At 62.8% G+C, this 23453-nt stretch carries 30 protein-coding genes and 1 riboswitch; of the genes, 16 read left to right on the forward strand and 14 right to left on the reverse strand.

Annotated features, from left to right (window positions below):
• The first annotated feature begins 41 nt into the window (after positions 1–41).
• Complete coding sequence (locus WNZ15_RS01060) at positions 42–863, forward strand: SUMF1/EgtB/PvdO family nonheme iron enzyme (RefSeq protein ID WP_342891077.1); 822 nt, start codon at positions 42–44, stop codon at positions 861–863.
• On the opposite strand, the gene WNZ15_RS01065 is transcribed toward WNZ15_RS01060, so the two are convergent.
• A complete protein-coding gene (locus WNZ15_RS01065; protein WP_342891078.1) occupies positions 830–2011 on the reverse strand; it encodes an NnrS family protein in 1182 nt (393 codons plus the stop codon). The genes WNZ15_RS01060 and WNZ15_RS01065 overlap by 34 nt on opposite strands.
• Positions 2012–2090: 79 nt before the next feature.
• Entirely contained in the window at positions 2091–2480 is a 390-nt protein-coding gene (locus WNZ15_RS01070; RefSeq protein WP_342891835.1) for a pseudoazurin, read from the reverse strand.
• Positions 2481–2622: 142 nt separating this feature from the next.
• On the opposite strand from WNZ15_RS01070, the gene WNZ15_RS01075 reads away from it, so the two are divergent.
• Positions 2623–3318, forward strand: coding sequence for a Crp/Fnr family transcriptional regulator (locus WNZ15_RS01075; protein WP_342891079.1), 696 nt, complete (start codon positions 2623–2625; stop codon positions 3316–3318).
• Positions 3319–3390: 72 nt separating this feature from the next.
• Here WNZ15_RS01075 and WNZ15_RS01080 read toward each other — a convergent pair whose 3' ends face one another.
• The gene (locus tag WNZ15_RS01080) at positions 3391–3702 is read right to left on the reverse strand and encodes a DUF1858 domain-containing protein (RefSeq protein WP_342891080.1); all 312 of its coding nucleotides are present in this window, start codon (positions 3700–3702) and stop codon (positions 3391–3393) included.
• Between the two features lie 99 nt (positions 3703–3801).
• Between WNZ15_RS01080 and WNZ15_RS01085 the strand changes: the two genes are divergently transcribed.
• The 6 genes from WNZ15_RS01085 to WNZ15_RS01110 all read left to right on the forward strand — a co-directional run bounded on the left by WNZ15_RS01085 (position 3802) and on the right by WNZ15_RS01110 (position 8892).
• Positions 3802–4254 (forward strand): cytochrome c, encoded by a 453-nt coding sequence (locus WNZ15_RS01085; protein ID WP_342891081.1) that lies wholly within the window; start codon positions 3802–3804, stop codon positions 4252–4254.
• A 109-nt stretch (positions 4255–4363) separates the two neighbouring features.
• Positions 4364–5719 (forward strand): cbb3-type cytochrome c oxidase subunit I, encoded by a 1356-nt coding sequence (locus WNZ15_RS01090; RefSeq protein ID WP_342891082.1) that lies wholly within the window; start codon positions 4364–4366, stop codon positions 5717–5719.
• Positions 5716–6525, forward strand: a complete 810-nt coding sequence (locus tag WNZ15_RS01095; protein WP_342891083.1) for a CbbQ/NirQ/NorQ/GpvN family protein — start codon at positions 5716–5718, stop codon at positions 6523–6525. The genes WNZ15_RS01090 and WNZ15_RS01095 overlap by 4 nt, the downstream gene beginning before the upstream one ends.
• A 12-nt stretch (positions 6526–6537) precedes the next feature.
• Positions 6538–8460: a VWA domain-containing protein gene (locus WNZ15_RS01100; RefSeq protein WP_342891084.1), complete on the forward strand. Its 1923-nt coding sequence runs from the start codon at positions 6538–6540 to the stop codon at positions 8458–8460.
• Position 8461: 1 nt separating this feature from the next.
• Positions 8462–8650 carry a hypothetical protein gene (locus WNZ15_RS01105; protein ID WP_342891085.1) on the forward strand — a complete coding sequence of 63 codons (189 nt, stop codon included), beginning with the start codon at positions 8462–8464 and terminating at the stop codon, positions 8648–8650.
• On the forward strand, positions 8647–8892 hold the full coding sequence (locus tag WNZ15_RS01110) for an NnrT protein (protein WP_342891086.1): 246 nt from the start codon (positions 8647–8649) through the stop codon (positions 8890–8892). Before WNZ15_RS01105 ends, WNZ15_RS01110 begins: the two co-directional genes overlap by 4 nt.
• 66 nt (positions 8893–8958) lie before the next feature.
• Here WNZ15_RS01110 and WNZ15_RS01115 read toward each other — a convergent pair whose 3' ends face one another.
• Positions 8959–9831: an MBL fold metallo-hydrolase gene (locus tag WNZ15_RS01115; RefSeq protein ID WP_342891087.1), complete on the reverse strand. Its 873-nt coding sequence runs from the start codon at positions 9829–9831 to the stop codon at positions 8959–8961.
• A 67-nt stretch (positions 9832–9898) separates the two neighbouring features.
• On the reverse strand, positions 9899–10342 hold the full coding sequence (locus WNZ15_RS01120; protein WP_342891088.1) for a DNA starvation/stationary phase protection protein: 444 nt from the start codon (positions 10340–10342) through the stop codon (positions 9899–9901).
• Positions 10343–10446: 104 nt separating this feature from the next.
• On the opposite strand from WNZ15_RS01120, the gene WNZ15_RS01125 reads away from it, so the two are divergent.
• A complete protein-coding gene (locus tag WNZ15_RS01125) occupies positions 10447–11358 on the forward strand; it encodes a LysR substrate-binding domain-containing protein (protein WP_342891089.1) in 912 nt (303 codons plus the stop codon).
• 34 nt (positions 11359–11392) lie between these two features.
• On the opposite strand, the gene WNZ15_RS01130 is transcribed toward WNZ15_RS01125, so the two are convergent.
• Together WNZ15_RS01130 and WNZ15_RS01135 are read right to left on the reverse strand one after the other, a co-directional pair.
• A complete protein-coding gene (locus WNZ15_RS01130; protein ID WP_342891090.1) occupies positions 11393–12238 on the reverse strand; it encodes a transglutaminase family protein in 846 nt (281 codons plus the stop codon).
• Between the two features lie 302 nt (positions 12239–12540).
• Complete coding sequence (locus WNZ15_RS01135; RefSeq protein ID WP_342891091.1) at positions 12541–13245, reverse strand: glutathione S-transferase C-terminal domain-containing protein; 705 nt, start codon at positions 13243–13245, stop codon at positions 12541–12543.
• Between the two features lie 183 nt (positions 13246–13428).
• Here WNZ15_RS01135 and WNZ15_RS01140 point away from each other — a divergent pair, with 183 nt between their 5' ends.
• From WNZ15_RS01140 to WNZ15_RS01160, 5 genes are all read left to right on the forward strand, one after another.
• A complete protein-coding gene (locus WNZ15_RS01140) occupies positions 13429–13653 on the forward strand; it encodes a SlyX family protein (RefSeq protein ID WP_342891092.1) in 225 nt (74 codons plus the stop codon).
• 36 nt (positions 13654–13689) lie between these two features.
• The gene (locus tag WNZ15_RS01145) at positions 13690–14691 is read left to right on the forward strand and encodes an NADP-dependent oxidoreductase (RefSeq protein WP_342891093.1); all 1002 of its coding nucleotides are present in this window, start codon (positions 13690–13692) and stop codon (positions 14689–14691) included.
• Between the two features lie 78 nt (positions 14692–14769).
• A complete protein-coding gene (locus WNZ15_RS01150; protein WP_342891094.1) occupies positions 14770–15783 on the forward strand; it encodes an efflux RND transporter periplasmic adaptor subunit in 1014 nt (337 codons plus the stop codon).
• A complete protein-coding gene (locus tag WNZ15_RS01155) occupies positions 15780–17018 on the forward strand; it encodes an ABC transporter permease (protein WP_342891095.1) in 1239 nt (412 codons plus the stop codon). The genes WNZ15_RS01150 and WNZ15_RS01155 overlap by 4 nt, the downstream gene beginning before the upstream one ends.
• Positions 17015–17731 carry an ABC transporter ATP-binding protein gene (locus tag WNZ15_RS01160; RefSeq protein ID WP_342891096.1) on the forward strand — a complete coding sequence of 239 codons (717 nt, stop codon included), beginning with the start codon at positions 17015–17017 and terminating at the stop codon, positions 17729–17731. The genes WNZ15_RS01155 and WNZ15_RS01160 overlap by 4 nt, the downstream gene beginning before the upstream one ends.
• An 82-nt stretch (positions 17732–17813) precedes the next feature.
• On the opposite strand, the gene WNZ15_RS01165 is transcribed toward WNZ15_RS01160, so the two are convergent.
• Together WNZ15_RS01165 and WNZ15_RS01170 are read right to left on the reverse strand one after the other, a co-directional pair.
• A complete protein-coding gene (locus WNZ15_RS01165) occupies positions 17814–18377 on the reverse strand; it encodes a hypothetical protein (RefSeq protein WP_342891097.1) in 564 nt (187 codons plus the stop codon).
• A gap of 102 nt (positions 18378–18479) precedes the next feature.
• Positions 18480–19175, reverse strand: coding sequence for a YoaK family protein (locus WNZ15_RS01170; RefSeq protein ID WP_342891098.1), 696 nt, complete (start codon positions 19173–19175; stop codon positions 18480–18482).
• Positions 19176–19261: 86 nt separating this feature from the next.
• A riboswitch (SAM-I-IV-variant riboswitch) is annotated at positions 19262–19386 on the forward strand.
• A 41-nt stretch (positions 19387–19427) separates the two neighbouring features.
• On the opposite strand from WNZ15_RS01170, the gene WNZ15_RS01175 reads away from it, so the two are divergent.
• Entirely contained in the window at positions 19428–19775 is a 348-nt protein-coding gene (locus tag WNZ15_RS01175; protein ID WP_342891099.1) for a hypothetical protein, read from the forward strand.
• Between the two features lie 36 nt (positions 19776–19811).
• On the opposite strand, the gene WNZ15_RS01180 is transcribed toward WNZ15_RS01175, so the two are convergent.
• From WNZ15_RS01180 to WNZ15_RS01190, 3 genes are all read right to left on the reverse strand, one after another.
• Complete coding sequence (locus WNZ15_RS01180; RefSeq protein WP_342891836.1) at positions 19812–20156, reverse strand: acyl-CoA thioesterase; 345 nt, start codon at positions 20154–20156, stop codon at positions 19812–19814.
• Between the two features lie 238 nt (positions 20157–20394).
• On the reverse strand, positions 20395–20616 hold the full coding sequence (locus WNZ15_RS01185) for a hypothetical protein (RefSeq protein ID WP_342891100.1): 222 nt from the start codon (positions 20614–20616) through the stop codon (positions 20395–20397).
• Positions 20610–21110 (reverse strand): group III truncated hemoglobin, encoded by a 501-nt coding sequence (locus WNZ15_RS01190; RefSeq protein WP_342891101.1) that lies wholly within the window; start codon positions 21108–21110, stop codon positions 20610–20612. Before WNZ15_RS01190 ends, WNZ15_RS01185 begins: the two co-directional genes overlap by 7 nt.
• Before the next feature lie 96 nt (positions 21111–21206).
• Between WNZ15_RS01190 and WNZ15_RS01195 the strand changes: the two genes are divergently transcribed.
• Positions 21207–21638, forward strand: a complete 432-nt coding sequence (locus tag WNZ15_RS01195; protein WP_342891102.1) for an Rrf2 family transcriptional regulator — start codon at positions 21207–21209, stop codon at positions 21636–21638.
• Here the strand turns inward: WNZ15_RS01195 and WNZ15_RS01200 are convergent.
• Together WNZ15_RS01200 and WNZ15_RS01205 are read right to left on the reverse strand one after the other, a co-directional pair.
• The gene (locus tag WNZ15_RS01200; RefSeq protein WP_342891103.1) at positions 21635–22324 is read right to left on the reverse strand and encodes a Crp/Fnr family transcriptional regulator; all 690 of its coding nucleotides are present in this window, start codon (positions 22322–22324) and stop codon (positions 21635–21637) included. The two genes, WNZ15_RS01195 and WNZ15_RS01200, sit on opposite strands and share 4 nt — an antisense overlap.
• A 283-nt stretch (positions 22325–22607) precedes the next feature.
• Positions 22608–23405: a ChbG/HpnK family deacetylase gene (locus WNZ15_RS01205; protein WP_342891104.1), complete on the reverse strand. Its 798-nt coding sequence runs from the start codon at positions 23403–23405 to the stop codon at positions 22608–22610.
• Positions 23406–23453 lie beyond the last annotated feature (48 nt).

Genomic DNA, 23453 nt, shown 5'->3' on the forward strand with positions numbered 1-23453 from the left:
TTCAGCGGCTGCCCCCTTTTGCGATGTGAAAGGAGCCCGAGATGACATCCCGACTGCTTGCCGGCGCCGCGCTGGCGGTCACTGCCACAGCCGCCGCCGTGACCGCCTGGACCCTGACACGGCCCGCACTCACCGACCTGCCGGAAACCGTCGTGATCGCGCCGGGGGTCTTCACCTATCGTCCCGCCGGGACCTATCGCTTCTATGGCAAGCTGGTCGACGCGCCCCTGGAAACTCCGGTTGCGGAGCATCCTCTGGAGATCATGAAGTACCAGGTCAGCCGCGCCGAATATGCCGCTTGCGTCACCGAGGGTGCATGTCAGGCCTCAACCCCGCCGCAAGGTGGCGGCGCGGGGGCCGCGTTGCCGCAAACCGAAGTCAACTGGTATGACGCCACCGCCTACGCAGCCTGGTTTTCACGCAAGACCCGGCAGAACTGGCGCCTTCCCGACGACCGGGAGTGGCAGCGCGCGGCAGCCGAGCGTTTTTTCGAGGAAGAAATCGTCGCCGAGGACGAGGACGATCCGGCGCAGCGCTGGCTCGCGGCCTATGCGCGCAATGTCGCGTCACGCGGCGACATCGCCGCCGAGCCGCAGCCGCTCGGCACCTTCGGAGAGAATTCTCACGGCGTGGCCGACATTGCCGGCAACGTCTGGGAATGGACCACCACCTGCGTGGCGAACTCGGATCTGACGGAAGAGGGACTGGCGCCTGTCCGGCAGCAGGAATATTGCGGTGCCCATATCGCGGAAGGCAAGCACCGTGCGATCATCGTCGACCTGGTGCGCAACCCGAAGGTCGGCGGCTGTGCCGCCGGCCTTCCGGCGGATTATGTCGGCTTCCGGCTGGTGCGGGCCAGATAGGGGCCGATGCGCAGGGCGAACACCGAGAAGCCCGCGGCCCACAGCAGGGCCGCGATCCAGAGTCCGCTGACACCGGAAAAGGACATGTCCGGGGCAAGGACCCGGATCAGGGCCGCCAGGAAGACCATCGCGGCGGCGGCCGTCAGGACGGGTCCGGCGACAAGCGCGTGGCCGGTGTGTCCCAGGGACGCGCGCATCATCACCGAGATGGTCATGCCGCCGATGGCGCCGATGCCGAGCAGGTGGACGCCTGTTGCGGCGGGCAGAAGATCGACGGAAGCGGCTGCGGTCGCCGCGAGGCCAAGCGGCACGAAGCCATAGGCGATATGCAGTATCAGCAGCAGCGGCGACGCGCCCGTGCGGGCGCCTTGCCAGCGGCTCAGGCGGATGAAATGCAGCGCGGCGGCCGCAATCAGCAAACCGCCCGTCGGTCCACCCTCGGGCAAGAATGACCATGTCAGCAAGGCCGCGCCACCGACAACGAGGCACATCGCGTCGAAGCGGCTGGCGGAGGCGGGCAGATGTGCCGGATTGCGTTTGACCAGCCAGTTGCGGGTGAAACTTGGAATGATGCGCCCGCCGATCAGCGTGACCAGAAAGATCACCACCGCCAGGCCGAGCCGGCGGCCGATATCTGCACCGCCGAAGGCCAGTGCTTCGAGATGAAACCCCAGATTTGCGACGAACAGGAGCAGGACCGGCACCACCACCATCAGGTTGCGCCAGTTGCGGCCGGCGATGATTTCCACGATCACCATGGCCACGATTGCCGCCAGAAACCCGCTATCGAGCAGCATCACCGGCACGGCGCCAAGCCCGAAGAGCCCCGCGCAGGCCAGCCGGCCGGCGATCCACAGAACCAGCAGCAGGACCAGGGGCCGGCCCTGTTTCGGCATCCGGCCCGTCCAGTTCGGGATCGCGGTGAACAGAAAGCCCGCGATGACCGCCGACGCATAGCCGAACAGCATCTCGTGGCTGTGCCAGTCCGATGGCGAGAACGGACCGCCCAGCGCCAGTTCCCCCTCCAGGGCCAGCATCCAGATCAGGATGGCCGCGATCGCGAACAGGGATGCAGCAAGAAAAAAGGGCCGGAAGCCGTAGCTGAAAAGGGCCGGTCCGTCATAGGAGTTCCGATTGGGTCGTGTCATGGCATTGCCCTGGTCCTGACAGACAGGGGCGGTGACCGTTGCCGGCACCGCCCCTGCTGGAGTTCAACATGTAAGCCGGTTACTTGACCTGGGCGAAGATCTCGACGAAGCGCTTCTTGGCCTTGCCCCGCTGCTTGACTGCGCTGGCCGCATCGAGGTTGACGGCTTCTCCGACCTGGATCAGCGCGACCATGCCCATGCCGTAGTGGGGGGTGCACTTGATGCCGTAGAGACCTTCGGCCTCGACGACGAGCGAGAAGTCCTTGCTCATCTTGCTCTTGAAAGGCGTAACCCCGTCCGGGAGCATGCCCTTAATGCCCTCGGCATTGTGTCCCTTGTCGACGGAAACGAAGGTGACCGTGTCTCCAGGCTCCGCCGCAACATAGGCCGGTTCGAACACCATGGACCCGGTTTCGCCCTTGTTGAGCATCTTGACTTCATGGGTTTCCGCAAATGCGGCCGCCGTCATCAGGGCGAGAGCTGAAGCCACTGCGAGAGTTCTACGTAGCATCGGAAATCCCTTTCTTCGTTTCCGGTGTGTTTTCTGTGGCGCCGTTATGCTTTAGTCACCGCAGATAGACTTTGTGCTGCAACAAACTCCGGTACGACGCGTGACGAAAATCGACGAAAGTCTTCTGGTGGGTGTCCCGCCGTTCCGGCGTCTTGAGAAAAGACAAATCCGTGAAATCCTCGATCTCGCCGTCTCGAAGCGGTTCGACGAGGGCGTGACGGTGTTCTCCCAGGGCATGGTCGCCGAGCGCTTCTATCTTCTGCTCGACGGCTATATCCGTGTGCAGAAGACCACGTCCGGCGGAGAAACCATCATTGCCATGCATATCGCACCGGGGCAGTTGTTCGGCATCGCGCCGGCCCTGGGACGCGAGACCTATCCGGCGACCGCGCTGACCGCCGCCGAGACGCTGGCATTGTCCTGGCCGGTGCGTCTGTGGGATGAGTTCGTTGCGAACTACGACGGCTTCGCTTCGGAGACCTACAAGGTCGTCGGTGACCGGCTGGCCGAAGTCCAGGCGCAGCTCGCCGAACTGGCGACCCAGGCGGTGGAACAGCGGCTTGCCTCGGCGCTTCTGAGAATGGTCAACCAGTCCGGCAGGAAAGTCGACAACGGCATCGAAATCGGCTTTCCGGTGACCCGCCAGAACATTTCGGAAATGACCGGGACCACCTTGCACACGGTCAGCCGGGTTCTGAGCGCCTGGCAGAAACAGGGCATCGTGGAGAGCACCCGGCGCCACATAGTCGTGACCCGGCCCCATCAACTGGTCCTGCTGAGCGGCGCCGCGGGCTGAGCGTTCGCGCGTGAACCAGCCCTTTGGTCCGGGACCGGTCCTGGACCATAGGGCCAATCCTTGGCCGCGCGATCATTGCCCCGGCTGCCTCACTGCCGCGCGAAGCTCCGCGCGAAAGGCCTGTTCGTCCAGACCGTATTCCCTGCAGGCATCGATGACCGTGTGAAACGGTGCGATCGGACATCCGAAACAGAGCATCCTGTGCCGAAGGAACACGGCGGGTGTTTCCGGCCAGAGCTCGAACAGACTGGTCAGCGTCAGATCCGGATCGTCGATGTTCGATCGGTGCATGGCACGATACCCCGTGCGATTCGAAGCGCCCCGGAGCTTGCTGTTCAAAGAGGACCGGGAGCCCCAGGTCCCGGCGGCGAATGCCTCCTTCATGACACGCGAATTCTCCGCCTTCTTTGTGCTGCGACAACATCGCCCGTTTCGGATCGCGGTAATCCGATTGCTTCCGCAACAAAGATCAGGTTCGGCACCATGTCAGAGATCCTAACCAAGTCGCGGGCCAGAAACGTTTTTTATGGGGGATCCCTGTTCTTCATAGTCGTTTTCGTGGCCATGACAATTCACAGCCACCGCTATGTGGTGGCCGTATCGACCGCAGGCATGCCGCTGAGCGAAGAGGTCAAGCTCGGCAAGGAAGTCTGGGAGCGTCACAGTTGCATCAACTGTCATACGCTGCATGGCGAAGGCGCCTATTTCGCACCCGAGCTGGGCAATGTGATGACGCGCTGGGATGTCCTGGACGATCCCGAGGCGGCCTACGAAATTCTCGATGGCTGGATGCAGGCGCAACCGTCCGGCGTGGAGGGCCGCCGCCAGATGCCGCATTTCGACATCAATGAGGAAGAAATGCGCGGCCTGGCCGAATTCCTGCGCTGGGCCGACCAGACCGACACCCAGAACTGGCCGCCGAACGACGCGGGTTAGATCAGCCGACGACACGACGGGTACGGCTTGTCGCTCTCAAGCTGATCGATTTCCAAGTGTTGGCGCATCGGCGTTTCTTGAACGGCCAATGCTCCAAGGGAGAAAACTCATGAAATATCAATCGCAAAAAGTCGCATATGCCTACTTCCTGGCGGCCATGGGGCTGTTCGGAATTCAGGTGGCGGGCGGCCTGCTGGCCGGCTGGGTCTACATATCCCCCAACACGTTGTCCGAGCTTCTGCCGTTCAACGTCATTCGCATGATCCACACCAACGCGCTGATTGTCTGGCTTCTTCTGGGGTTCTTCGGGGCGGCTTACTACCTCGTGCCGGAAGAAAGCGAACGGGAGATCTATTCGGTCAAGCTGGCCTATCTGCAGCTGATCATCCTTGTCGTCGGCACGCTGGGCGCGGTCGCAAGCTATCTTGTCGGCATTCACGGCGGGCGCGAATTCCTGGAACAGCCCCTGTGGGTCAAGTTCGGCATCCTGGTGGCGGCGGTAATCTTCCTGATCAACATCTCGCTGACGGTGCTTGCCGGACGCAAGACCGCGATCACCAACGTGTTGCTGACCGGCCTGTGGATGCTGTCGCTGCTGTGGATCTTCGCCTTCATCAATCCGGCGAACCTCAGCCTCGACAAGATGTACTGGTGGTTCATCGTTCATCTGTGGGTCGAAGGCACCTGGGAACTGGTGATGGCCTCGATCCTGGCGTTCCTGATGCTGAAGCTGACCGGCGTCGACCGCGAGGTGATCGAGAAGTGGCTCTATGTGATCGTCGCCACGGCCCTGTTTTCCGGCATTCTGGGCACCGGCCACCACTTCTACTGGATCGGCCTGCCCCAGTACTGGCAATGGGTCGGTTCGATCTTCTCGACCTTCGAGGTCGTTCCGTTCTTCGCCATGATGAGCTTCGCCTTCCTGATGGTCTGGAAAGGCCGGCGCAACCATCCCAACAAGGCGGCGCTGCTGTGGTCGCTGGGATCCGCGACGGTCGCCTTCTTCGGTGCCGGCGTCTGGGGTTTCCTGCACACGCTGCACGGGGTGAACTATTACACCCATGGCACCCAGGTGACGGCGGCGCACGGGCATCTGTCCTTCTATGGCGCCTATGTCGCCCTGAACCTGGCGATGTTCACCTACGCGATGCCGATGCTGCGCGGCCGCGAGCCCTACAACCAGGTGCTCAACATGGCCAGTTTCTGGCTGATGACCGGCGGCATGGCCTTCATGACCTTCGTGCTGACCTTCGCCGGCACCATCCAGACCCATATGCAGCGGGTCGTCGGCGACTACTACATGGACGTGCAGGACCAGCTCGAAATCTTCTACATCATGCGCTTCGGTGCAGGTGTGGCGGTGGTGATCGGCGCCCTGCTGTTCATCTACAGCCAGTTGGTTGTCCGGCGCGAGATTGTCGAACCGGGCAGAGTGGATGTGCTGCCGGAAGGAGAGCGGGCATGAACGCGCATATGAGCGGCATCGCGGCCGAGCAGGATATCCCGTTCTATCGTCCGGTCGGCAACGAATGCGCCCTCTTCGAGACGGCCCACGCCAATGGTTTGCCCCTTCTTCTGAAGGGGCCGACCGGCTGCGGCAAGACACGGTTCGTGGAGCATATGGCGGCCAGACTCGGCCGTCCGCTCTACACCGTCGCCTGTCATGACGACCTTTCGGCGGCCGACCTGATTGGCCGCTACCTTCTGCGCGGCGGCGAGACGGACTGGGTCGACGGGCCCCTGACCCGGGCGGTGCGCGAAGGCGCGATCTGCTATCTCGACGAGGTGGTCGAGGCGCGCAAGGATGTGACCGTGGTGCTGCATCCGCTGACCGACAACCGCCGCCGGTTGCTGATCGACCGGACCGGCGAGGAACTGGCGGCCCCGGCCGGCTTCATGCTGGTGGCGAGCTACAACCCCGGCTACCAGAATATCCTCAAGCGTCTGAAACCCTCGACCCGGCAACGGTTCCTGTCGATCGGCTTCGGTTTCCCCGATCCGGCGACCGAAACCGCGGTCGTGTCACGCGAAAGCGGACTGGAGGAAAACCGGACCGCCCTGCTGGTGCGGCTTGCCGGCCATGTGCGGGCCCTGTCGGGAATGGATCTGGAGGAAGGCGTCTCCACGCGCCTGCTGATTTATGCCGCGACGCTGATTGCCGGCGGCATGCCGCTTGAACAGGCGCTGGAATCGGCGGTGATCGAACCGCTGACGGATGAGCCGGATGTGCAACAGGCCCTGCGCGATCTGATCGCCGCGGTCTACGGGTAGAAAGAGGCCGCCATGATCCGCCCGCTGGACCTGATGGAACCCGAGGAAACCGTCGGCAATCTCTGGCACGACTGGGCAAGCCATATGGCCGCGCCAGAAGGCTACGAGGCGTGTGCGGTTTCGCTGGACTCGGTCCGCGTCAGCCTTGCGGTCCTGTTCCGGGCGCTTGGCGGTGCCGGCGGCGCCGAGATCGGGGCGGCGGCGGCCACGCCGTCGCGCCACCGGCGTGGCGTGGCGCGCACGATCGGCGACACGCGGCAACTGGAACATATTGCCGGTTTCGATGGCGAACGCCTGCGGCTGCCACCGGTGATGGATGTTTTTCCCGCCCCGGACCTGAACCGCGCCGCCTATCTCTGGCTGGCCGCGATGGCGGGCTGCAGCGCCGGACTGAGCGACCAGGAAGCGCCTGCGGACCCCCTGGCCGCGGATCTGCACCATCTGGCGGCGATGGAGGCGGTGACGGCCCGTGTCCTGAGGGCCTGTCCGGGACTGGAGCGGCCACATGCGGCGTTGCGCACCTCTCTTCTGGAGACGCGCGTATCCCACACCAGTGGCGGCATCGAGGCCCTGGTCGAGGAACTGACGCGCTGGCATCTGGGCGAACCGGTTCTGCTCACGGAAGCTGCCGGCGATCTGATGCACCGGTATCGGGCCGGAACGCTGCGGGCGCCGCGCGGCTATGCGCCGGTCGCACCGGTGCCGATCTGGTTGCGGCTGGAGCGCGGCGAACCCGGCAAGGCGGCCGCCGAACAGGACCCCGGAACGGCCCCTCCCGGAGTGGCCACGACGACGCGGAAAGTCGGTATTCGGGAGGAACGTGAGCAGGCCAACCGCAAGGACAGCTTCATCATCCACCGTTTCGAGGCGATCCTGAGCTGGGTCGAAAGCATGAACCTCAACCGCTCGGTCGACGACGACGATCAGGACAATGCCCAAAAGGCGGCCGAAGACCAGGATCACATCACCCTGTCGCAGAACAACAAGCGCGCAGCGACCCGGCTGCGCCTGCATCTGGATCTCGCTCCCCAGGACGCCGACCACGAACGCCTGTCGGACCAGAGCACCTACCCGGAATGGAACCACCGCTCCCGCAGCTACATGCCCGACCATTGCCGCGTGCTGGAAGTCGACGCCACGGCCGATTCGGCGCATGGCATAGTTGCCGATCCGCGCCTGGTTGCCCGTGTCCGCCGTCAATTCGAGACATTGCATCCGCGCCGTATCCTGCGCCCGCGCCAGATCGAGGGCGCGGAACTGGATCTCGATGCGCTGATTGCCGCCCAGGTTTGCCTGCGCGCCACGGGCGCCGGCAGCGACCGGATCTATCAAAGCCTGCGTGTCACCGAACGGGATCTTTGCGTTGCCGTGCTGATGGACTGCTCACGATCGACGGAGGCCGTCATCGGAGCGCGTTCGGTGATTGACACGGCACGGGAGGCGTTGATGGCGCTGGCCGGAGGCATCGATGCGGCGGGGGATCGCTTCGGCATCTGGGGGTTCTCGTCCCTGCGCCGCGACCGGGTGTTCCTGACGCGCTGCAAGCCGTTCGACGCTCCCATGTCGGAGCTCGTGACCTCCCGCATCGCCGGCCTGCGGCCCGGACATTACACCCGGCTGGGCACGGCCATTCGCCATGTCTCGGCGCAACTGGCCAGGGAGAGCGCGGCGCGCAAGCTGCTGCTGGTGCTGACCGACGGCAAGCCGAACGATCTCGATCATTATGAAGGCATACACGGAATAGAGGACAGCCGCATGGCCGTCCGCGAGGCACGCATGCAGGCGCAGGCGGTGCACGCGGTCATCATCGATGCCGACGGCCAGGACTGGTTCGCCCGGATCTTCAACCGGGCCGGCTTCACGCTTCTGCCGGACCCGGCGCGTCTGACCCGGGCGCTTCCCGACATCTATCGTTCACTGGTACAGGAGACCTGACATGCGCATCTTTTCCGTTCTTGCCGCCCTGGGGACATCGCTGACGGTTCCGGCCCAGGCCCTTGCCGCCGGGGTCCAGCGGCCGATCCCCAATCCGCAAACGGCAACCGCCGAGATGTGGTTTTTCGCGGCCTCGATCGGACTTCTGCTGGCGCTGGCCGCAGTGTACTGGCTGGTCGCGCGAAGATGAGAACGCTTTTCGAGCCGGCTTTCCGGCCGGGCTGGAAACTGCTTGCCGCGCTCTATCCGTTCGGTGCGGGAGCCGCCGCGGTCAACCTGTTCTTCGCGTCGCTGATCCTCAGCTGGGTCGGCTGGCGGGTGTTGACCCCTTGGGAGGCCGTCGCCGGCGGGCTGATCCTGGGCCTGCCCGCCACCTGGGCGTTCGCCCGGCACATCAGGTCGCTGATGGAAAAAGCCGATGCCTCCGGCTGAGCGGGCCGGCGACCGCTCTTCAACAAGCCTTGCCTCCTGCGAGGCCAGCCCGGGCGTCGCCTTGACCTAACGCGGCTGAAAATAATTCAGCGGTATCTTGAGGTAGGAGCGGCCGTTGGTTTCAGCTTCGGGCAGCCGCCCGCCACGGATGTTTACCTGCAGCGCGGCGAGCATCAGCCTGGGCAGGGGCAACGTGCTGTCGCGGGCATCCCGCACGGCGCAATAGTCCGTCTCGCCCGGATGATCACGGAAATGGATGTTCGACGCCTTGTGCTCGGCGACCGTCGCCTCGCACGCGGCATCGCGACCGGCCAGCGCGTAATCGTGGCCCACGAACACGCGGGTTTCATCGGGCAAGGCGAGAATTTCCTGAATGCTGGCATACAGCGCCTTCGAACTGCCGCCCGGGAAATCGGCCCGGCTCGAGCCGTTGTCCGGCATCATCAGCGTGTCATGCACGAAGGCGGCATCGCCCGCCAGATAGGTGATCGACGCCAGTGTGTGACCCGGCGAGAAAATCACCGTGACCGGAACGGTCCCGACCATGAATTGCTCGCCGCTGTCGAATAGCCGGTCCCATTGATGCCCGTCCGTGCGAAAGTCATCGGGCAGGTGATAGACCTTCTGCCACAACTTCTGCACATCCGTCACCCTGGCTCCGATCGCCGTCGCCGCGCCGGTTTTGGACTTCAGAAACGGCCCGGCCGAGAAGTGGTCGGCATGCGGGTGCGTGTCGAGGATCCAGACAAGCTCGATCCCCGCCTGTTCGATATAGGCCAGAAGCCGTTCGGCATTGGCCGTGCCCGTCGCGCCGGACAGGGGATCGTAGTCAAGGACAGGATCGACAACCGCACCTTGCATCGTCTCCGGGTCATGGAAGACATATTGCCAGCTGCCCGTGATCTCATCCCAGAAGGATTTTACAATTGGATTTGACACGGGCTGCTCCCTGTCTGGGCACCATGACGATCGGCACCCTGGCTATCGACTTCTACGGCAGACCGGATCAACGCGATCCGGCCTTCATCATCCACAGTTCCTTCTCGTGCCACGCCAGCCTGTCGGTCAACAGACCGGTGGAGACCTCGTCACCGGCTTCGCCGGCTGTCGCGATGGCATCCCGCAGGACAGCAGCGATCTTGTCATGCGCCGCGATCAATTTGGCCACCATGTCGTCCGCCGACTGCGGAGCGGCCGCTTCTTCACCGGCGAGCGCCATCAGATCGGACACGGAACCGGGAGCATAGGCCCCCAGGGCACGGATGCGTTCGGCGATCTCGTCGAGTGCGTCCCACAGATTGCGGTATTGCTCCTCGAAGACGGCATGCAACTGGCGGAAGCCCGGCCCCTCGACATTCCAATGGTACCCGTGCGTCTGCACGTAGAGCCGGAAAGTCTGACCCAGAACATTTTTCAAAGCATCGATATTGGCTTGCTGTATGGCGGTCATCCGACTGATCCTTTCGGTAACTCGTTTCGACAAGCTGAACATAAGAGCTTGCCTCGGCCACTTGAAATTGATAATAACACTTATTGTTATAGAGATTTTCAATAATGATCACACTGCGTCAGCTGCGGTTCCTCGTCACGCTCTCCGACACGCTCAATTTCTCGCGCGCGGCCGAGCGGTGTTCGGTGACGCAACCGACCTTGAGCGCAGGCATCAAGGAACTCGAGGACCGGCTCGGCGCACAGCTTTTCGAACGCACCCGTCAGAGCGTCATGATGACGGCTCTCGGCGAAGACGTTGCCAGGCGCGCGCGGTCTGTTCTTGTGGAAGCTGCAGCGATCGAAACGCTCGCCAAGGCACACCGCAATCCGGGTGAAGGCGAGCTGCGCTTCGGGTCGATACCGACGGTCGGCCCCTATCTCATTCCCGCCGCGCTGCCGCTCGTCCGGACCCGTTTCCCCAAACTGAAGCTGTTCCTGCGCGAGGAGCTCACCGAAAGCCTGATCGAGGGACTGGGCCAGGGCAGGCTGGACCTGATCCTGATCGCCCTGCCGTTCGAGACCGGGTCGTTGGAGATCGCTCCCCTGTTCGAGGACGGCTATATGCTGGCAAAACCAGGCAATGCCCCGGCTCCCGTTCCCGGCGAGGACGTGCTGGAGACCAGCAGCCGGCTGATGCTGCTGGAAAAGGGCCATTGCTTGCAGCGCCATGCCCTGAAGGCGTTGCCGAACCGACATCTGGAGCAGGACGAGAGTTTTTCGGCAACCAGCCTGACGACCCTGATTTCCATGGTATCGGAGGGGCTGGGCATCACCCTTCTTCCCGAATTGGCGATCGATGCGGGCATCGTCCCGGAAGGCACGATCAAGCTGACCCCCCTGCCCCGCGCCTGCCCGCGCCGGATCGCACTGGCCTGGCGCCCCGGATCGGCCCGAAAGACCGTTTTTCTCCAGCTTGGCGAGGCCCTGAAGGCGGCGCGGAGAAACCAGATCCGCGCTGCTTCACTCCGGTCCTGAAGCCCTCCCGCCGCCGGGACACAGGCAGGTTTGTTCAGAGCGCCTGTTGCAGTCTGGCGGAGGGCTCATCGGCCTCCCCGACTTCGTCAATCCACACTTCGAACCCTTTCAGTTCGTGGCGGCCGAAACTGTGGGTCAGGGGCACGTCGGCGGCGTCCCGGCCCTGGGCAATAAGGACGCGGCCAAACCGGGTGTCGTTGTTGCGCGGATCGAAAACCCACCATCTGCCACCGAGATAGACCTCCATCCAGGCGGCGAAATCCATGGCCGAATGCGGCATGGGCTGACCGATATCGCTGACATATCCCGTACAGTAGCGTGCAGGGATGTTGAGGCACCGGCACAGGGTAATTGCCAGATGGGTGTAGTCCCTGCAGACACCCACGCCTTCATTCAGCGCCTCCACGGCCGTCCGGGTCGGGCGCGAATGTTCGTACCCAAAGCGGATTTTTTCGTGCACGAAATCGCAGACCGCCTGAACACGCGGCCAACCCTGGGGCTCATGGTTGAATTGCGCCCAGGCGAAGTCCGAAAGGACATCGGTCTCGCAGTACCGGCTTGGGAGCAGATAGGCCAGGGCTTCTGCCGGCAGCAGCTCCACCGGGATTTGCTCGGCAGATTGATCGGCCGGGTCGGGACGCCCGTCATCCCTGATCACCCCGTCGGTCGAGATCGTCATCAGGCCGGCGGGCGCGACCACCCTGCTGCACCAGTTGCCGAAACTGTCACGATAGGCCTCGATTGCGACCGGCGGGTCGGTTACCAGAAGGTCCGGCCGTTCCAGATCGCTCGCGCGCGAATAATGGACGTTGAGCAACAAGATCATTGGTGTCGGTGCGGGAAGATCGAAAGTCAGCCGGCACCCAAGTCGCATACGCATGATAGTGCTCCAAAGAAGTTACAAGTGCTTGCCGGCCAACGTCGTGCCCATCAAAACAGGCAGGGCCATCCGGATCTTGCCGTATCCAAAATTCAAATGCACCACATTCGTGAGGCTGCCTTCTGGGGACTGAATTCAGGAGACTGAAAGCGTTGTCCGTCTGGCCACCGCTGGTTCAAGCCTCAGTGAACGCCCAGGTCCCGCCCAAGGTTCCCTCACGGTCTCACAAATCGAACCACCGGCCTCCGTTGGTCAGGGCAGCAAGGCCCGCAGCCGGTTGCCTCTCCGGGCCCGGCTCCCGCTCAATCCCTGAGTGGAATATTGACCGCCCTTTCGCTGGCCGCGCGGCTCAGGCACGTGTCCAGCCAGCGCGTCACGTTCCTGAAATCCGGCAGGCCAAGGACTTCGCCCGCCTCGTAGAAGCCGCCGAGATTGCGGAGCCACGGCCAGCAGGCAATGTCGGCGATGGTATAGTCGGGGCCGATGATGAAATCCCGGTCGTCCAGGTGCCGGTCCAGAACCCCGATCAGCCGTTTGACCTCGTCGCGGTAGCGCTCGAACGGGCGGCGGTCCTCATAGTCGCGGCCCGCGAACTTGTGAAAGAAGCCGAGCTGGCCGGCCATCGGCCCGAGACCGCCCATCTGCCACATCAACCATTGCATCGTTTCGGCCTTGCGGGCCGGGTCAGCCGGCAGCAGCCGTCCGGATTTCTCACCCAGATAGATCAGCATGGCGCCGGATTCCCACAAGGGCAGCGGCTTGCCGCCCGGCCCGTCTGGATCGATCATCGCCGGGATCTTGTTGTTGGGATTGAGCGACAGGAATTCCGGGCTCTTCTGGTCGCCCGTGGCGAAATCCACCTTGTGGGCTTCATAGGGCAGGCCGGTTTCCTCCAGCATCGCGGAGACCTTGACACCGTTCGGTGTCGGCAGGGAATAGAGCTGGATCCGGTCGGGATACTGCGCCGGCCACTTGCGGGCGATTTCAAAGGCGTTCAAGGCGGACATGTCGCGATCTCCAAGTCATCTGGTTCCGGGAGCTTATCCGGGCAAGGCCGGCAGTCATACCAAAGAGCGTTGCTTTCAGGTCCTTTCCACCGGAGCGATGAGCGGAATTGTGCTTTCGCGGCAACGCGCCTATACCTGCCGGCACCTCCGATCAACCCATCCGCAGCAGTTTCAGGAAGTTCCATGGCAGACGATCACGAAGCCCGGCACGAAGCCCGGCTGGAAAAGCTCGAAGTCGACCTCGCCCATGCCGTCAACACCATCGAGGAACTCAACACGGTGGTGTTCGAACAGGCCCGGCAGATCGACAGGATGACCCGGGCCATGGCAAACATGACCGATCAGGTCGAAGAGCTGATGGAAAATTCCCAGCCCGGCCACCAGATCGAAAAACCCCCGCATTACTGAACGCGCCGGCACGACCCGCCCGCCAAAAGGCTTACCATGCACAATGAACGGTTCACTCTGACCGCACGTCCGGAAGGCCGGCTCGGGCCGGACCACTTCACCAAGGTCGACGAAGATCTCGGTCCGCTGCAAGATGGCAAGGCCCGGGTCCGGGTCGTCTATGTTTCGCTCGACCCGGCCATGCGCGGCTGGGTCTCGCCGAGCACCGACAGCTATATTCCGCCGGTTCAGCTCGGCGAGACCATGCGCTCGCTCGGCGTCGGCGTGGTCGAGGAAAGCAGGACGGACGCCTGCAAGCCCGGCGACTGGGTGACCGGCATGACCGGCTGGACGCGGTATCTTGACGTGATGCCGGGCCAGTTGACGGTCGTGCCGAAGCTGGCAAAGATCGAGGATTATATCGGTGTGCTCGGCCTGCCCGGGGCAACCGCCTATCACGGTCTGGTCACCGAAGGCCGGGCCGCTGCCGGCGAAACCCTGTGCATCACCGGCGCCGCCGGGTCCGTCGGTTCCCTTGTCGGCCAGATCGGCAAGAGCCTCGGTCTGCGGGTCATCGGAATTGCCGGCACCCAGGAAAAATGCGACTGGCTGACGAAGGAACTCGGTTTCGACGCCGCGCTCAACTACCGCACGGACGACCTCGACAAGGGCCTGAAGGCCTTCGCGCCGGACGGCATCAACCTGCATTTCGAGAATGTCGGCGGCAAGCCGTTCAAGGCCGCACTGCGCAATATGGCTCCCTTCGGCCGCATGGTCTTCTGCGGGTTCATCTCCGCCTATAACGGCGGCCCGGTCGAGGACGTGCCCGACATGACCGCCATCGTCCGCAAGCGACTGACCATCAAGGGGTTCGCGATGCCGGACCACTATGCAAGCTTTCCCGCGATCTTTCAGGAACTCGGCAAGTTGATGATGCAGGGCAAACTGAAATACCGTCTCGACATCGAGGACGGTCTGGAAAACGCTCCTGCCGTGCTCGACAAGCTGTTTGAGGGAACCAACAGCGGCAAACTGTTGGTCCGGGTTTCCGATCTCTGACACGCCTGGAATTTGATCCAGGTCCTGACGCGTCGCCTTCAAGAGGGTATGCTCCGGCAGCTCTCTTGAAGGTATGCCATGCGTTTTATGAAACCCCTATCCCTGATCGTGCTGGTGGCCGCCGCCGTTGCCGGCTGGCTCTGGTGGAGCGAGCGCCCCTCCCAGGTCGAGGTCGCTACGCCGGTCACGGGCCGGGCCGCGGAAATCGTCTATGCGACCGCGGTGGTCGAACCGGTCCGCTGGGCCAAGGTGACCAGCGTCATCCGCAAGCGGATCGTCACCCTGTGTGGCTGCGAAGGCATGGAGGTCAGCCAGGGGGACGAACTGGCCGAACTTGACAGCGGCGATGCCAGGGCCACCCTGGCCGAACTGGAAGCCCGCCAGGTGCTTGCCCGGTCAGACAGGGAACGCGCCCTGCAGTTGCTTGAACGGCGGGTGGTCAGCCAACAGGTCTATGACAAGGCGCAGAGCGAGCTGATCCGCGTCAACGCCCTGATCGCCGCCCAGACCGAACGACTGCGCGACTATCGCATCGTCGCCCCGATGGACGGAGTGGTCCTGCGCCAGGACGGCTCTGTCGGAGAGGTCGCGGAACCTGGAGAGATCCTGTTCTGGATCGGTCAGCCCGCGCCGCTTCAACTGGTGGCGGAAGTCAACGAGGAGGACATTCCGAAAGTCGCCAGCGGTCAGACGGCGCTCATCAGGGCGGATGCGTTTCCGGACCGGGACCTGACGGCGGTCGTCGCCCGGATCACGCCCAAGGGAGATCCGGTGCTGAAGAACTATCGTGTCTATCTCGACCTGCCCGAAGACACGCCGCTGCGCATCGGCATGACCGCGGAAATCAATATCGTCACTGAAGAAAAGAACAGCGCCGTGCTGCTGCCCCTGGCGGCGTTCGACGGATCCAGTGTCCAGATCGTCGGCGAGGGCAACCGGATCTCGGTTGTCACGCTGAAGACCGGCATTCGCGGCACCCGGTCCGTCGAAGTTCTGGAGGGCGTGGGTGACAACAGCCGTGTGGTCGTACCGTTCGATCCGGCCCTCGGCGACGGCGACATCGTCAGGCCTCTGGACGGCAACAGGTCATGATGCTGCTGCTCCGGATCGCGGCCACGCATGTGCGCACCCGCTTGCGGCAGACGGTGGTTTCCACGCTCGGCGTTGCGCTCGGGGTCGGCTTTTCCGTTGCCATGGCCAGCCTGATGGAAGGATCGCAGCGGGATTTCATGTCAACGCTCATCGAAGCCATCCCGAATGTCGAGATCCTGGACGAACGGCGCTTTCCCGAGGCGCAGCCGGCCAGCCGGATCTATGACGCGGTGGTGTTTCATGGACTGAGGCCGAAGGAAGATCTGCGCGGCATCCGAAATCCGACCGAGGCACTGGCCTCGCTGCGCGACTGGGTCAACGGCACCATGGCACAGCGGTTGAGCGGCCAGGCCGTGCTGCGTTACAGCGGACAGGACATCGGCCTGACCCTGATCGGTGTGGTGCCGAAGCGCGAACTTGACGTCTCGAAGATCAGGGAGGACATGCGTTCGGGATCTTTCGAGGACCTGGAGGCGACCGCAAACGGCCTTGTGATCGGGGACAAGGCCGCACAGCGGCTGGGCGCGGATATCGGAGACACGGTCACGCTGACCTCCGCGAACGGTGTCGCCAGGCGCTTCAAGATCGTCGGCCTGTTTCATACCGGGATCACGGCAAGCGACGAGGGCATCGCCTATGCGCCGCTGAAGGCGGTCCAGATCCTTCTTGAAAAGCCCGACATCATCAATTCCATCTCCATCCGCCTGAAAAACATCCAGGACGCCAGGGTCGTCGCCGCACGGGCCGAACGCCAGCTTGGCTACAAGGCCGTGTCCTGGGAAGAGGCCAACGAAGGGTTGATGGAGGCCTTCGTCGTACGCAACGTGATCATGTATACGGTGGTCGGCGCCATCCTCGTGGTCGCCGGGTTCGGCATCTTCAACATCGTCTCCACGATCGTTCACGAAAAGGCCCGGGACATCGCCATCCTGAAGTCGCTCGGGTTTCCGGAAGGCGACATCCAGCGGATCTTCGTGCTGGAAGGCCTTGTCATCGGGGTGCTGGGGGCCATCGCCGGATCCGGTCTCGGGTTCGCGCTGTCGAGCTACCTTGCCACCGTCAGGTTCGAATTCACCACCGACGTGGAAATGACCCATCTGCCAATCCACTTTTCCGCTCTGCACTACGTCATCGCCTGCCTGCTGGCTCTGTTTTCCTCCGCCGTTGCAGGCTTCATTCCGGCACGCAAGGCCGCCCGGCTCAATCCCGTCGACATCATCCGGGGGGCAACATGAGCGGCCCGCCCGCCCCCGGACGCGTGAAAGCACCGCTTCTGGAAGCGCGGAAGCTCACCCGTATCCTGCCCGCCGTGGTGCCGGTCACCCTGGTGGAAGATGTCGATTTCGAAATCGGCGAGGCGGAATTCGTGGCGATCACCGGTCCATCGGGGTCCGGAAAATCATCGCTGCTCTATCTGCTCGGCCTGCTTGACCGGCCGACCGGGGGCGAGGTTCTCATCGAAGGTCAGAGGACCGATGACCTGTCTTCCGCCGAGCTTGCCCACCTGCGCCTTGAAAAACTCGGGTTCGTCTTCCAGTTCCACTTCCTGCTGCCGGAGTTTTCCGCCCTCGACAACGTGATGATCCCCATGCAGCGGCTCGGGAAGCTGTCGCCAAAGGCGCAGCTCGACCATGCCACGAACCTGCTGGCCGAGCTTGGCCTGAAGGACTTCCTGCACCGCCGGCCGGAGCAGCTCTCGGGCGGTCAGCGCCAGCGCGTCGCCGTAGCCCGCTCCCTGGCCAACGCGCCGGACCTGATTCTCGCCGACGAACCGACCGGCAGCCTGGATTCGGCGTCCACGGAACAGGTGTTCCAGAGCCTGCAAAAGATCGTCGAGACCGAAAAGACCACGGTGGTCGCCGTCACCCACGACCTGGATCTGGCCGCGCGGATGGAGCGGCGCATTCATCTGGTGGACGGACGCATCGACTATGACCGGCGGCTGTAGGAACATCTCGCACCCCGGAACCCCTGTGCGAACTTTCAAGCGATCGACTGGAACTCAATACGGCAAAAGGAACCCGCCGAAACTAGGACAGGACCGCATACAAAAAATAGACAACCAGCAACGATAGCAAACCCATCGTGATCCTTGGCAGCAGGAAGCCAAAGACCGCGAACACACCAAAGCTGGCGAGTTCGGGAGCGTCGGGAAAGAAGCCGCTGAAAAATTCAACCGAGCTGTCTGTTATCAGGAAGGGGGTGGCAAAGAGCGCTGCAAGAAATCCCGTGCTCATGCGTGATTTGAATGACCGAAGAGAGTTTTCCTCCGACGTCCCTGTGGATCTTGTCGCCTTTTTTCCAGTTGAATTTCCGGTTTTTCCAGCCTTTCTGGCGGCTTTTTCCTGTTTCCTTTCTTCAGCGTCCTGCTGCCGTTCGGCACGCCGATCACGGATCTCACCGGTTCCGTTGCATTTCGGGCAATCCATTTCAGATGGTATCGGACTTGTGCCGAAGCCACTGCAATAGGGGCAGGTTTCCGTCTGCCCGCCGACAAGCCGCAGTCCATTGGTACAATGGGTGCATGCGTTCACGATATCCGGAACGCGACCACGACCGGCACAGTTGTTACATCTTTGAAAGATAACGGCCATTTTCCGACCAATCCAATTTTTGAAATAGAATACTTGGAAAAAAATTCTTCAAAGAAGCAACTCTAGCCGTGTTCGCGCAAAAATTGCAATACAGCGTTCCGGTCAATTCTTGAGGCTGTCGCGATGCACGGTGGCCAGAAACAGCAGCACGGCAACCGGAACCGACAGGGCCCAGAACCCGGCGATCTTCATCAACAGGCTTGCCAGCAGGCCGCCCGCCGCGAAGGCGGCCAGGACCAGGGCCTGCTGGACGATCCTGGACCGGCTGTCAGACCTCGTATCGGCATGCTGGAAATAGTCCGCGATGCCGAGCACCAGCTTCAGCGAATTTCCGGTCATCATGGTGGTCGGGACATGGTGATTGAGGATGGTCAGCATGGTGACGTTCTGCAAGGCCATGGCCACCGTCGACAGGCCGACGGCGACAAGCGTTACCGCAGAGAGCGGCCCGGAGGCCCCGGGGTCCCCCAGAGCGGCCACCAGCATGAACGCGGCGACAAGCGCGGCCTCTACTGCGAAGAGGTGCCTTACCGTGACCCTTCCAGTCCTGACCAGCCGCGACACGGCCGTGAACCAGAAGAGCGTGGCGGCGAAGAACATCGCCAGCACAAACAGCTTCAATGACGCGTTCTCTGCCTTGTGAAAGACTTCGGTGCACAGGACCACGAGTGTCCCCGTGATGAAGGCCGTGAAGGTGTGGAACAGGCCGAGGATGCAGATCACATCGACGAAACAGGCGCAAAAGGCGAGCAGGACCGGAACCATCGGCAGGCTCTGATGCGAGGCGGATCTGTCCAAGTTTGCGGGCTCCCGAGGTGTTCGTTTCAGGAAGATGTGCCATGCACCGGCGATCTTGCCAAGGCGGTTCGGACATGGCATAAGCGCGCCCTCATCAAGAGAAGGGCTGGCGCCCTCGCCAACCTGCCGAACCGGGCAAGGTGGTTTCCGCAACAGGGATGCGGCCGGTCAGATCCTCAACAGAGGCTTTCCGGTAACAAATCGGTTGATTTTCATGCGCCAGTCCTCCTCGGGCAACCGATGGAGGATTTTTTGTCTCAGGACCCAATTGCCGGACGCGCGGCAGAGCTGATCGGGCACAGAACAGCGGCAGGCGCGCAGCTTGCGGCGGACACGATCTGGCAGACCGCGGCCGAGGACTGTGTGCTCGCACGGTTCAAGTCCCTGCGTATCCTGGGCGGCCTGCCACGCCACAAGGCACCGCTCGGGCCCCAGGCCCGCCATGAACGCCTGAAGACCCTGTTGACGCTGTGGGCGAACGGCTGCACCTGCGCCGTCGACGAGGAACTCTTCGCCGACATCCTGCGCCGGCACTCGAAAACCCGTTTTCCCCGACCTGCCATCAGACCGGCATCGGCTTCAATGCCGGCGTCATCGTGAGGTCCGCACTCCCGGTTTCAGGCCGCGCGATCCGTCTCACCCCCGGCGCGGCACCGGGCGCGGTTTGCCGCTGTCGTCGACCGCGACCATGGTGAAGATGGCTTCCGTCACCTTCTCGCGGTGGCCGTAGCGGTGGCGCAGGGACCATGCCTCGACGGTGATTTCCATGGACGAATTGCCGACACGGCCGACATGCGTGTAGATGCACAGGACATCGCCGACATGCACCGGGCGGATGAACTTCATCTTGTCGACCGCGATCGTCACCACGCGGCCCTCGGCCCTCTGACCGGAGGCAATGCCGCCCGCAAGATCCATCTGCGACAGGACCCAGCCGCCGAAAATATCTCCGGACGCATTGGTGTCGGCCGGCATGGCCATCGTGCGCAAGGTCAGATCGCCTTGTGGTTGTTCGTCGGTCAAGCCCGCCCCCTGTTCTGATTCTCTTCGAAAGACTACAAGCAGGCGGCAGGATCACAAGTCTTCTTTATCAAAAGGCCAGCATCAGCGCGGCCATGATCCAGAGCGGGAGGGGCGCGGCGACCCAGATCAGCAGGATCGGCAAGCCCCGGGTCAGCAGCGTGGATTTGGACATTGATCTTCTCCGCGAGGGTCGTGATCAGGCGATTGCCTGAATTTCCAGGACAGTCAGGATCGTGAGCGCGGTCATCCCCGTGAGGAAGGCGACCTTGGCGTTGCCGACAAGTGTTTGCCCGGCAAGGTCGCATTTCGGCTCCGGCATGCCGCGGCTGTCGAGATACATCGACACCAGCATGATCGAGAACACAATGAACCCCACCACGGCAAGCCCTTCCGCGGCGAGAACGATTGCAATCAGCATGCCCCCCTCCCGTCGGATTGATGCGAACACAGCTCCTCAGGTGGATTGGCCCCGGGCGTGCCGAAGGTGGCCAGCCACAGGCTCTGGGCAATCCGTTCGGCCACGGCAATGATCTCGTCGCCAAGATCGGGAACGAACAGCTCGCGGACAACCGGACGGAAAACGCCCAGCCACTCGCCATAATCGGCGCTGACCAGTTCTTTCTGTTTCAGGTGGGCCGGGACCGGCCTTCCCTTGTAGGCGCCGTTTTTCAGCAGGACCGATTGCCAGAAGGCTTCCATTTTCGGCAGGTGTTCTTCCCAGCGTCCCTCCAGCCTGCGCTCGAAGATCCCGCCCAGGCGCGGGTGCTTGCGGATGCAGCCGTAAAACGTGTGCACCATCACGCGGATCGCCTGTTCGTCCACCTGTTCGTAGCGCTGCAGGCGATCGCCGGTCCCGGCAGGCCGGTGCGCCTGCAACTTGTATCGATGGCCTTGTGTATCGCGGGCTTCCATCGCCGTCTCCAAACATTCATTTAAAATGCATCTTTTAAATGACACAGCCTGACGCTAAAATCAACATTCCAGATGAATGTTATATGAGACACGTCCATGCGCCTCAGTCAGGCCAGCGATTTCGCCTTGAGAATCCTGATGGCGGCCGGCCAGTCGGATGCGCCGCAGACCGTCGACAAGCTGACGACGCAGCTCGGCCTCGCCAAGTCCCATGTCATGAAGATCGTCGCGCTGCTGGCCAGGGCCGGTTATCTGGAGACCACGCGCGGACGTGGCGGCGGTATCCGGCTCGCCAGGCAGCCGGCGGAGATCCGGCTGGGAGACGTGGTTCGTCTGATCGAACCGGATCTCGGCGTCGTCGCCTGCCTGAAGCCGGCACCCGCCGATTGTGTCTTCCTGCCGCGTTGCGCGCTGAAGGGGGCCATGGCGCGGGCGGCGGAAGCGTTTCTGGACAGTCTGAATTCCGAGACACTGGCCTCGATCCTGACGGGCACGCAGCAGGTGCCCCTGCCGACAGCTGCGCGCTAAAGCGTCGAGGCCTGCTCCAGAAACTCGAGCTCTTCCAGACAGTAATAACCGGAGATCCGGCTGATGGTGCCGGCGCGCTTCCAATTGTTGAGGACACGGCTGACGTTCTCGCGGGCAGCACCGGCCATGTTGGCGATGTCCGCCTGGCTGAGCTTGTAATGGATCAGCAGGCGGCCGTCGTCGAGCGGTTTGCCGAAGGTCTCGGCCAGTTGCAGCAACGTCTGGGCGACACGTCCGGGCAAAGGCAGGAAGGAGCGCGCCGCAAGGACATCATTGGCATGACGCAGGCGTTTGCCGACGATGGACAGCATGTGACGGTAGACGGCCGGATGCTCGTCGGAAAATCTCTGGAAGGCGGCCTTGTCGATGAAGGCGAGCTGGGCCTCCTTCAGGGCGCTGACCGTCGCCGAACGCGGCCGCCCGTCGAGCAACGCCAGTTCGCCGACCAGATCGCCCGGGCCGAGAACGGCCAGCAATTGTTCGTCGCCGTCCACAGACAGCAGCGCCACCTTCAGCGAGCCTTCCAGCACCGCGTAACAGCCGTTGCCCGGGTCGCCGTTTTCAAAGAGGATCGTTCCCGCGGCAATCTTCATGGGCCTCGCCAGACGGGACAGCCCCACCGCGAGTTCCGGATCAAGCCCTTCCAGTGAAAAGCTGTTTTTCAAAAAGTCCTTAATTTCCGCCACATTTTCCCCCTGCAACGAAGTTCCGACGCCCGCGAATTTTCATGGTCAAACGAATTCCTGTGATGCCCGTCACGTGCATTCGAACAAAATAGCCCTATATCGATGGACATGGAAGCGGGGTCGCCCCTCCCCCTTCCAGACCTCCGCGAAAAACGGTCCTGTTCCCCGCAGGACCGTTTTTTCGTTTGTCCAACGGGCATTGCCGCCCTGGCAGCGATGACAAGGTGTCAGTGTCACGCCTGTTACTCAAGCGCCATTTTCCGAATTCAGGCTGCACGCCCCGTCAATTCAGGAACACGTCCTTCTTTTCCAGCGTGTGGAAGAACCGGTCGCTGGCAAGAACCTCATACTGGCACTCGCGGATCGCCACCTTCCTGCGCGGCTCGTCGCGGCGCAGCCGGTCGTCCGCATGCCCGGGAATGGCGGCGACAAAACTCAGCTCTTTCATGCCGTCGAAATGATTGTGCAGAAGCCGGTGCAACTCTTCCGGATCGTCGGTTTCGGGCAAGGGATCGGCCTTGCCCAGCATCTTCAGCCCGTGCGCCGCCGCAAGGCGGGCCAGACGCAGGGTTTTCAGGCCGGACCGGACCGGCGAGATCACGAGAGGCGGCACGGCGTAATCGGCACGCTCGATCGCCTTGAAGACAAGACGCGCCAGCGAGGTGCGGGCCAGCATGCCCTCGCGCACGGCCACGAAATCGGGTTGCCGTTTCATCAGCACGCTGTAACGGGCCAGCTGCGCCTGGGCTTCCTCAAACAGGAGCTCGTCCGGCAACAGCCGCAACCACGCGCGCCGCTGCAACTGCTCGCGGGTGAACATGCTGTCGCCATAGGTTTCCTGCATGCGGGCACTGACAGGCACCACCCGGTCGCCGCTGAAAGCAATTGTCACACCGAAAAGCGCGCGCTTGCCGACCTTTTGCGCCGTTTCCTGAAGCGGACGGAATTCACGCGGCCACAAGTCCGTTGCCACCATCGCTCCCAGGGCGCTCAGCCGCCCCTGCTCGACCAGCTCGCGCAGGGCGCGGTCGACCCCGAAGGCAAGGCCGTAGTCCAATGCTCCAAGTGTAATGCGCTTCATGAAAGACCAGGCAACTGAATAATCAGTCACATCCCTGCGGCATTCGCA

Source organism: Roseibium sp. AS2 (assembly GCF_038900065.1).
GTDB lineage: Bacteria > Pseudomonadota > Alphaproteobacteria > Rhizobiales > Stappiaceae > Roseibium.